Raw genomic sequence first — 9196 nt, 5'->3', positions numbered from 1 at the left:
ACTGGGATTGATATCGCTGATGGACAGTTACCATCGGCTCAAATGTAACCTATGAACCGCCGTGGTACGGAACCGTATGCCCGGTGGTGTGAGAGGACGGAGGCCGTGAGGCCTCCTCCTACTCGATCAAAGGGTTCTTAAGCAAATACTAGACTTTATCGGATTCGCCACCCTGTAAACTGCCATCCGCGTTTAGACCGGCGTCCGGGTCGTTATACACATCCATATCGAGTTGATCTTCTGATTTACCAACTATGGTTGTTACCATGGCATCACCGGTAATGTTCACCGCAGTTCTCGTCATGTCCAGTAACCTATCAACACCGATAATTAAACCAATCGCTTCTACTGGCAAGCCAACTTGCTGAAGTACCATTGCCAACATGATCAAACCAACACCGGGTACACCGGCAGTACCAATGGACGCTAACGTTGCCGTAAGAATAACCATGAGATATTGCTGCATGGATAAATCGATACCATATAACTGGGCGATAAACACGGTTGCAACGCCTTGCATGATCGCTGTGCCATCCATGTTAATGGTAGCCCCTAACGGAACCGTAAACGAAGCAATTTTATTATCAACACCGAGGCGCTTAGTGGTAGTGCGCAAGGTAACTGGAATCGCCGCGTTACTGCTAGAAATACTAAAGGCAAATATTTGGTTGCTAAGCATTTTGCGAATAAAGATAGCTGGATTTAGGCGTGTGAGGGCACTCAGTATTGCGGGGTACACAATGAACCCGTGTACTAGCAAAATAACCAGCACGGTAATGAAGTAAACGGCAAGATCACCGAGCAGTTCGCCTAACCCTAAATCGGCAAAGGTGCGCGCGAGCAGAGCAAATACACCGTAAGGCGCAACCTGCATGAGTATCATTACAAGCTTCATTATAACGGTGTTAATATCTTCAAAGAAATCGCGTAAGCGTTCGCCCGGCTTGCCAACCAATGCCATTGAAATACCAAACAATAAGGCAAATACAATTATTTGCAGCATGTTGCCTTCGGCCAGAGCATTTATTGGATTGCGTGGCACCATATCAATAAGCACATCAACGAAACTTGGCGCTTGCTGAGCTTCAAACGTAACGTCTTGGCCAGCCATCGAGCCACCACTACCGGGTTTTACGATAGAGGCGACAACTAACGCGATGCTAATCGCAATGCCGGTAGTGATTAGGTAAAGCATTAAGGCTTTACCACCTATTCTGCCGAGTTTACTCGGATCACTCATGGAGCAGGTGCCAACCACGAGAGAAACGAAAACTAGAGGCACAACAAGCATCATTAAGCTGGTGATGAAAAATTCGCCAACTAAACGTAACACACCATCGACAACAACGAGTTTCAACCAAGAATCAGGTGCATCGCTGATTAGGGTATTGAGGAGTAAGCCAAATAAAATACCGGCAAACATACCGATTACTATTTTACCGGTGAGGCCAATCTTTTTAAGTTGCATGGAAATATCCTGAAAGTTATTTTTATTTCGGTGTAGCCTACCAGAGAAGCATCTAATGCCAAAGCTCGACACGGTAAATGGTACGAATAAAAAGAGGAGCATCAGCTCCTCAAATCTTAGTTAAACCCTTTTACTACTGAACTTGCTCCGTAGGAGCCGCTCTGTAATAGGTTACCGTTAGTGCATGTTAACCAATAAAGGTTGGAAAAAATCCATTTGTCCAAGCGATAGCAGTACCTGCCATCAGCACAACCATTAAGATTAAACCGGCAGTAACCACCGAACTTGCATAAATAAAGCCACGTTCTTCAGGGATGTGCATCAAAATTGGCACGCCTGAATAGAGCAGATACACCGAATACGCAACACCCGCTAAGAAAACCATAGAAACAAACCACAGCTCTGGGTAGAACGCCGCTACACCCGACATTAAAACAGGAGTTGATGTATATGCTGCCAATTCTAATGATTGGGTGAGAGTGGGCTTAGCACCAAAGGTTTTCGCCATCCAATGGATTAAATACGATAGCGCCATTACGCCGGCTATGATGCCAACATACATAGCAACCGCCATTGCAATTGCACTATTTTGGGTTAGATAAATACTTTCTCTCGCGCCTATACTCCAGCCCAAATGAGCTGATGCATAATAAGCCACAAGGCATGGAATTAGAGCAACGAATAAGATATGGGTTAACGAGAATCGTAAACTTTCATGGCGTTGATCGATGGTTTTCCATTCTTCAACTGGATGAGCGTAGAGACCCCAGATATGATTTAGTATCATTTTTATTTCTCCTTGGAAGCCGCGGCCCCGGATGTCTTTAAAAACCACAATGGTTATAATGCATTATACGTATGGAGTTCGTGTTTAAATCAAGAATGAAAGGTTCTGAGTATTAGCTGCTCAGATTCTTTTGTTATAAAGTAGTTATGTGGTGAATGTGAAATTATTAAACAATTATCAGGATTTGTTAAATCCAATACACAGTTTTTTATTGTGTAAAACACCAAAACAATGGATTGAACAAGCCGCTGATCCTGAAAAACTTCCCTTACTTCTTACCGATCATCTGCATTGTGAGCTGAAAGCGGCACAAAGTGCGGGATTATTGTTGCGCCGCTATGTTGTTGATAATGAAACATCAAAGCAGATTTTAGAGTGGTTAGAACCATATGAAACTCGAGTATATCGGGGGCATTTATTGAACAGCGATGATGCGCTTACTCATGAGAATAATAAAAAAAATCAGCAAGTACCGAGGTTACAACTCGAAAATGGCGAAGCGTGGCAGCATGAATTGCTGAATAGAATGGTTTTATTGATGAAAGAAGAGCTTCATCACTTTGATCAGGTGTTTAGCATCATAGAAGCAAATAACATTGAACTACAGCCGACAACGGCAGCACGCTATGCGGCCGGAATGTTGCGGCACATTCGAGGTTCCGAGGTTGGCGGTCTAGTTGATAAATTGATCATTGGCGGAATTATCGAGGCGCGTTCGTGCGAACGTTTCGCGGCCTTAGTTCCCCACTTGCCGGAATCTATAGCGCGGTTTTATGTTTCCTTGTTGCGCTCAGAGGCTCGCCATTTTGAAGATTATTTAACCTTGGCACAAATGGTGGCGAGGGAGGATATCCAAGCTCGAACTCAGGAGTTTTTGCGCATTGAAAAGAAACTTATTGAGAGCCCAGATAAAGTATTACGCTTTCATAGCGGCCCTGTTATGTGAACTCGCTTGCAACGGGGCCTCGGGCTGGCGTTGTAAGCGAACACTAACTGCTAATGCTTAGGGTGTAGCGAGAGGCTGGCTTTTGAGTTCAAAGCCGTTTGCGTCTACTTCTAAAATCGAGCCTTGCTCATACCAATCACCCAATACAATTCGAGTGCTCTCGATGCCTTTTACATTATGTGCATGGATGGCGGGTTGATGCGTATGGCCGTGAATCATTAGATCCGTAGAGGTATCGTTCATGAGCGCAACAATAGCTTGGTCTTTCGCATCGTATTTCGCCAGCTGTTCTGCGGTAAGTTGTTTGTTTCCTGAACTGTTATCACGCAGCTTAATGGCAAGCCAACGGCGCCAAGAAAGTGGCATGTTTCTGGCAACCGCGAGCAACCAAGGATGACGAATTACTTTTCGAAATCGCTGATAGCTGACATCATCAGTACATAGTGTATCGCCATGCAATATAACGGTTCGTCGCCCGTATAAATCAATTACCGAGGGCTCAGGTAATATTTCCACGCCCGTGCGTTCGGCAAATTGCTCGCCGATGAGAAAATCGCGGTTACCATGAATGAAATAGCACGGCACTCCGCTATCGGTGAGTGCTTTTAGTTCAGTTTGAATTTGGCGATGAAATGCATTGTCATCATCATCGCCAATCCAATACTCGAGTAAATCACCAAGAATGTATATTGCATCACTTTGGCGCGCTTCTGTTTGCAAAAACTGCACGAACAAACCTGTGATATCAGGCCGTTCAGCGCTCAAGTGCAAATCAGAAATAAATCGAGTAGTCATCTAGAACCTATTTGTTCACAGTTGCTTTGGTTATAACAATATCTTCAACTGGAACGTCTTGATGGAAGCCGGCGGAACCGGTTTTAACGGTACGAATTGCGTCCACAACATCAAGCCCCGAGGTTACTTCACCGAATACGCAATAGCCCCATCCATATGGGTTTTCGCCGGTAAAATCTAAGCCATCATTATCGCGCACGTTAATAAAAAACTGAGCGGTTGCAGAATGTGGATCATTGGTACGCGCCATTGCAAGGGTACCGCGTTTATTCGATACACCATTATTCGCTTCGTTTTTAATCGGAGCCTTTACTTCTTTTTGGTTCATGCCTGGCTCAAAACCGCCGCCTTGAATCATGAAGCCATCAATAACGCGGTGAAAGATTGTGTTTGCATAAAAGCCATCTTCTACATAAGAAACAAAATTGGCTACTGTTTCCGGTGCTTTATCTGCAAAGAGAGTGATTTCAATATCACCCATGGTGGTATGAAGAGTTACGTTCATAATGTATTCCAATTTAATCCGTGAATGAGCCGCTTAAAACATGTTAAGCGCCGTTATTGTAACGGAAATAGGTATCATTAGGTACTTTGCGTTGTCGATTCGGCAGCTACTTGATGAAGTGAAAGGAGAATAGGCTTAATTTCTTTCCAAGCATCATCAACTGAATCGACCAAATGGTAGAGTGCTAAATCTTCTGCGTCGATTAAATGGTGTTCCGCTAATAACTCAAGGTTAATTAGGCCATTCCAGAACTTTTCACCATATAGAAAAACGGGAATACGTGGCATTTTTCCGGTTTGGATAAGCGTTAGTGTTTCGAAGAGTTCATCGAGTGTGCCGAAGCCACCGGGGAACACGATTAGGGCTTTTGCGCGTTTCAAAAAATGCATTTTTCGTAACGCAAAATATTGGAAATTAATGCTGTGCTTTGCCGCTATAAATGGATTTAACCGTTGTTCATGCGGTAACGCAATATTTAGCCCGATACTTGAATGGCCCGCTTCATGAGCTCCGCGGCTGCTTGCTTCCATGATGCCAGGGCCGCCACCGGTAATTAATCGTGTTTGTGTAAGCCCATTGCGCTCGATGTACTCGCCAATTTGAAACGAGAGTTCGCGAGCTTGCTGGTAGTAGGGCGACATGGATTCGCACGGGTTTTTTTGGGCACAAGATTCGGGGGCAGGAATTCGGGCACTACCGAAAATTGAAATAGTATGCAGAACATCTTCGCCGTTGAATGTTTCTTCCGCCAGCATCCACTCTGTGGCCAAGTGTTCAGCACGCTGCATTTCCTTTTGCTGCGCTTGCTCACTAATGGTGAGGTCGGGTTCGTTTTGCTCGTTTACTCGATTAAATGCATTCTTTGCCATGAAACTATCCTTTCAAACGACATGATTCTGGATTACGTTCTATGCTGAATTCTATGCTGAATTCTATGCTGAATTCTATGCTGAATTCTATGCTGAAACTAAGGCCTGATGCTGGTAGTATAAGCCTTTTCCAATCTACCGTAACGTAAGAATCACAGCGAGAATTTAAAATAATGCTAAAGCTTTATAATTCCTTAACCCAAACTAAAGAAGAATTTAAACCAATTCAAACGGGTGAAGTGAAGCTCTATGTGTGTGGCGTTACTATTTATGATTTATGCCATATTGGGCATGCTCGCACCTATGTAGCATTCGATGTGATCGTGCGGTACTTACGCTACCTTGGTTATCAGGTTACCTTCGTTCGAAATGTTACTGATGTTGACGATAAAATCATTCGCCGTGCCGCCGAGAACAACGAAAGTATTGATTCTATCACTGAACGTTTTTTAGGTTATATGCATGAAGATTTCCGCGCTTTGAATCTTGTAGAACCAGATATTGAACCGCGCGTTACTACTCACATGCAAGAAATTATTGATTTGGTGGCGCAGCTTATTGAGAAGAAGCATGCGTATGTTGCCAGTTCAGGTGATGTTTTGTTTGACGTGTCGAGCTTTCCGGAATATGGCCGTTTAAGTGGGCAAAATCTAGAACAGCTGCAAGCTGGCGCACGGGTAGCGGTAACGGAAGGTAAGCAAGATCAAATGGACTTTGTGCTTTGGAAACATGCGAAAGCAGACGAACCAAGTTGGGAATCACCTTGGGGGCCAGGCCGCCCAGGTTGGCATATTGAATGTTCGGCAATGAATGGTAAACATCTTGGCAAGCATTTCGATATCCACGGTGGTGGTTCAGATTTAATGTTCCCGCATCACGAGAACGAGATTGCGCAATCCTGCTGTGCGCATGATACCCCGTATGTGAATTACTGGATGCATACCGGAATGGTGCAAGTTAACCAAGAAAAAATGTCTAAATCACTGGGTAACTTCTTCACTATTCGTGATGTTTTGGCGAGTTACGCAGCTGAAACGGTTCGTTTCTTTTTGCTTTCGGGCCATTATCGGAGTCAGCTTAATTATTCTGAAGCGCATCTAGAACAAGCGCATGCTAGCTTGGAACGTATTTATACCGCAATGCGAGGTATTCAACCTGAAACGGCTTCGGAATCCGTAAGAGAAGGTTATGAAGCGCGTATTCGGGACGCATTAAATGATGATTTTAATGTGCCAGAAGCGATGTCGGTGATTTTTGAAATTACGCGAGAAGTAAATCGCCAACGCAACGAGAACAAATCATTAGCAGCTGAGCTTGTTTTCCTGTTGCAAGAATATGGTGCCATTTTAGGTATTCTGCAGCAGCAACCGGATGAGTTTTTGAAAGGCTCCGAAAATGATTCAGAAGTTGCACAAATTGAAGCGCTAATCGAACAACGTAATGCCGCACGCCAAGCTAAAGATTGGGCTGGCGCAGATGCAGCGCGCGATAAGTTACAGGCGCTTGGAATTGTTCTTGAAGATACTGCTGAAGGCACATTGTGGCGCCGTCAATAGATAGTAAAGCGTATCTCTAGGTATGTATTTGCAGAGCAATCAACGCAAAAATGAGGAATTTATAAGTATGGCAACACCAAAATTAACGATAGTGTCTTCGATTCAAGAGTTACCTGATTCAGGGTGCGATGCTCTCGTAGTACTTAGCCATGATTTAGCAACAATCCCTGCACCATTTGCAGAAACTGTGCACACTGCGCAACAAGTAGATGCTCAAGTTGTGAATAAAACGTCAGTGTTACGTTGTTCGGCTGCGCCAGCGCAACGTTTGGTGGTGGTGCCTACGGGGCCACTTGACCGTGACTATGATGATGTTCGCCGCTTTTTCGATGCAGCACGAAATGCCGCGTTAATCGTTCGTGATACCGGCGCAATAGCACCGGTTCTTTGGTTACCAGAGATTCCAAAAAATACAACCTATGAAAAAGCAGTAGAAGCCGCTTGGTTTGGTTTTTGCCAAGGTTTATATGAGCCTCTCGAAGCGCGCGAGCACTTCGGTGAAAACGTGGAGCCTATTTCTGCGGTTACGCTTATTGCCGAAACTTCACAGAGCGCCTCGTGGCTTCAGGCCGTAGAAGAGGGGCGCCGTGTTGCACGGGATCTTTGTGGCACTGAGCCAGAGCGTATGTCACCTATGAAGTTTGCTGAGTATTGTCAGCAAGCCTTTGCTAGCACCTCGGTTAAAGTGCAGATTATTGATGATAAGCCACAGCTAGAGCATGAGTATCCACTCTTAGCTGCTGTGGGGCGTGCCTCATTTGGAACGAGTCAGCGCCCTTGTGTTATTCGTTTGGAATACACACCAGAAGGTAATGTTGATGAAACGCTCATGATCGTGGGTAAAGGAATAACTTACGATACCGGTGGAGCCGATGTGAAAACTGGTGGCCATATGGCGGGAATGAGCCGCGATAAAGGCGGTGCCGCTGGTGTTGCTGGTTTCGTTAAAGCAGTAGCGGGTGTTAAACCACAAGGGCTAAAAGTTATTGCAGAACTTGCGGCAGTGCGGAATAACATTGACGCCTTGGCGTTTGTAGCCGATGAGATCATTACCGGGCGTTCAGGTAAGCGCGTGCGAATTGGTAACACCGATGCCGAGGGCCGTTTAGTAATGGCCGATTGCTTGGCGCATCTTACTGAATTGGCGGCTAATGAGGTAAACCCGAGTTTGTATACTGTAGCTACTTTAACCGGGCATGCGGCCTTAGCTAAAGGCCCTTATTCGGCGTTTGTGCCCAATGGGCCTGCGATGAAAACTGGCCTTGTTAATGATCTGCTTGCAGCAAGTGAAACTTGGGCGGATCCGGCAGAATTATCACCCAGCCGCCGGGAAGATTATGATTTTGTGCGTGGGCGCACCAAAGCCGATGATTTGCTTTCATCGAATAATGGTCCATCGGCCACTACTAAACGTGGCCACCAGTTCCCAATGGCGTTTTTGAATGAAGTGGCGCTTTTGCATGAACATGGCAACAATAGCGATAAGCCATTGCCATATATTCATATTGATATCGCCGGCAGTGGCGTTGAAGGTGGGGATTGGCAGCATGGCAAACCGACGGCAACCCCAGTGTTGGCATTTGCTGGAAAATTTTTAGCGCGTTAAATATTGCGTTAGAAAAAATAGTTGCGAATAACTCAGGGCAGGGTGCTGAAAAGCATCCTGCCCTGTTGTTTTTGTACGCCAAGCTTTATGCGGGTGGTTCAATTGTGAGTAAATCGAGCTCTTCTTTTGTTTTTCCGTGAGCTTGAGGTTTACGTGAAACACCATCGATATGCACAAAAACAATATCATCAGCTACACAAATATTTTGTTTCGTGCCCTTGTTTCTAACAACACAGCTTACCGTTAATGAGGAGCGGCCCACGTGCTTGGTTTCTAAGCCAAATTCAACAACATCGCCTTGAAACGCCGAAGCTTCAAAAGTAATAGCACCCATGTGTTTGGTGACAAGGCTTTTCTGATCGAGCTGGCAGCTGGCATAAATATAGGCTTCTTCATCGATCCACTCGAGAATTCGGCCTCCGAAAAGTGAACCTGCAAAGTTTAAATCGTTTGGCATAACTAAGCGTCGAGATAAAAAGCGCATTGGCTCTCCTTAAAGTTCTCATGGGCGGTATCAATTCATTGGGGAGTATAGCTTAAGGCTGCAATAACATCTAAAGCAAAGGAACGATTGCGTGAATCGAGTAGCACCAGAATTAAAAAAGGGCCATTTCAGCAGAAATGGCCCTTCGACAAATAGAGAACTGCAACTTTCAGTTCATCG

The 9196-nt window shown here is 45.0% G+C and carries 9 protein-coding genes; 3 read left to right on the top strand and 6 right to left on the bottom strand.

The features are described 5' to 3' along the window. Positions 1 to 148 precede the first annotated feature (148 nt). Both CWE13_RS04035 and CWE13_RS04030 read right to left on the bottom strand, forming a co-directional pair. Positions 149 to 1468 (bottom strand): dicarboxylate/amino acid:cation symporter, encoded by a 1320-nt coding sequence (locus CWE13_RS04035; RefSeq protein WP_126806106.1) that lies wholly within the window; start codon positions 1466 to 1468, stop codon positions 149 to 151. 187 nt (positions 1469 to 1655) lie between these two features. Next, entirely contained in the window at positions 1656 to 2255 is a 600-nt protein-coding gene (locus CWE13_RS04030) for a Yip1 family protein (protein ID WP_126806104.1), read from the bottom strand. 148 nt (positions 2256 to 2403) lie between these two features. Between CWE13_RS04030 and miaE the strand changes: the two genes are divergently transcribed. Further along, positions 2404 to 3201, top strand: a complete 798-nt coding sequence (gene miaE / locus CWE13_RS04025; protein WP_198677880.1) for a tRNA isopentenyl-2-thiomethyl-A-37 hydroxylase MiaE — start codon at positions 2404 to 2406, stop codon at positions 3199 to 3201. Positions 3202 to 3258: 57 nt separating this feature from the next. Here miaE and lpxH read toward each other — a convergent pair whose 3' ends face one another. The 3 genes from lpxH to CWE13_RS04010 form a co-directional block, all read right to left on the bottom strand. After that, positions 3259 to 3996 carry a UDP-2,3-diacylglucosamine diphosphatase gene (gene lpxH, locus CWE13_RS04020; RefSeq protein ID WP_126806103.1) on the bottom strand — a complete coding sequence of 246 codons (738 nt, stop codon included), beginning with the start codon at positions 3994 to 3996 and terminating at the stop codon, positions 3259 to 3261. Between the two features lie 7 nt (positions 3997 to 4003). Then, positions 4004 to 4501: a peptidylprolyl isomerase gene (locus tag CWE13_RS04015; RefSeq protein ID WP_126806101.1), complete on the bottom strand. Its 498-nt coding sequence runs from the start codon at positions 4499 to 4501 to the stop codon at positions 4004 to 4006. A gap of 77 nt (positions 4502 to 4578) precedes the next feature. Further along, positions 4579 to 5370 carry an LOG family protein gene (locus CWE13_RS04010; protein WP_126806100.1) on the bottom strand — a complete coding sequence of 264 codons (792 nt, stop codon included), beginning with the start codon at positions 5368 to 5370 and terminating at the stop codon, positions 4579 to 4581. Between the two features lie 173 nt (positions 5371 to 5543). On the opposite strand from CWE13_RS04010, the gene cysS reads away from it, so the two are divergent. Together cysS and CWE13_RS04000 are read left to right on the top strand one after the other, a co-directional pair. Further along, positions 5544 to 6926 carry a cysteine--tRNA ligase gene (cysS, locus tag CWE13_RS04005; RefSeq protein WP_126806098.1) on the top strand — a complete coding sequence of 461 codons (1383 nt, stop codon included), beginning with the start codon at positions 5544 to 5546 and terminating at the stop codon, positions 6924 to 6926. 67 nt (positions 6927 to 6993) lie between these two features. Further along, entirely contained in the window at positions 6994 to 8532 is a 1539-nt protein-coding gene (locus tag CWE13_RS04000; protein WP_126806096.1) for a M17 family metallopeptidase, read from the top strand. 85 nt (positions 8533 to 8617) lie between these two features. Here the strand turns inward: CWE13_RS04000 and CWE13_RS03995 are convergent, their stop codons facing one another. After that, positions 8618 to 9016 carry an acyl-CoA thioesterase gene (locus tag CWE13_RS03995; RefSeq protein WP_126806094.1) on the bottom strand — a complete coding sequence of 133 codons (399 nt, stop codon included), beginning with the start codon at positions 9014 to 9016 and terminating at the stop codon, positions 8618 to 8620. Positions 9017 to 9196 lie beyond the last annotated feature (180 nt).

Origin of the sequence: Aliidiomarina shirensis (assembly GCF_003987345.1) — a bacterium.
Classification (GTDB): domain Bacteria; phylum Pseudomonadota; class Gammaproteobacteria; order Enterobacterales; family Alteromonadaceae; genus Aliidiomarina; species Aliidiomarina shirensis.
Note: the sequence above shows the minus strand (reverse complement) of the source record. Positions and strands in the feature narration are given on the sequence as shown.

Coding starts and splice junctions, on each gene's coding strand:
- CWE13_RS04030 (WP_126806104.1), bottom strand. CDS start 2,255: ATGATACTAAATCATATCTGGGGTCTCTACGCTCATCCAGTTGAAGAA.
- CWE13_RS04035 (WP_126806106.1), bottom strand. CDS start 1,468: ATGCAACTTAAAAAGATTGGCCTCACCGGTAAAATAGTAATCGGTATG.
- lpxH (WP_126806103.1), bottom strand. CDS start 3,996: ATGACTACTCGATTTATTTCTGATTTGCACTTGAGCGCTGAACGGCCT.
- CWE13_RS04000 (WP_126806096.1), top strand. CDS start 6,994: ATGGCAACACCAAAATTAACGATAGTGTCTTCGATTCAAGAGTTACCT.
- CWE13_RS03995 (WP_126806094.1), bottom strand. CDS start 9,016: ATGCGCTTTTTATCTCGACGCTTAGTTATGCCAAACGATTTAAACTTT.
- CWE13_RS04010 (WP_126806100.1), bottom strand. CDS start 5,370: ATGGCAAAGAATGCATTTAATCGAGTAAACGAGCAAAACGAACCCGAC.
- CWE13_RS04015 (WP_126806101.1), bottom strand. CDS start 4,501: ATGAACGTAACTCTTCATACCACCATGGGTGATATTGAAATCACTCTC.
- cysS (WP_126806098.1), top strand. CDS start 5,544: ATGCTAAAGCTTTATAATTCCTTAACCCAAACTAAAGAAGAATTTAAA.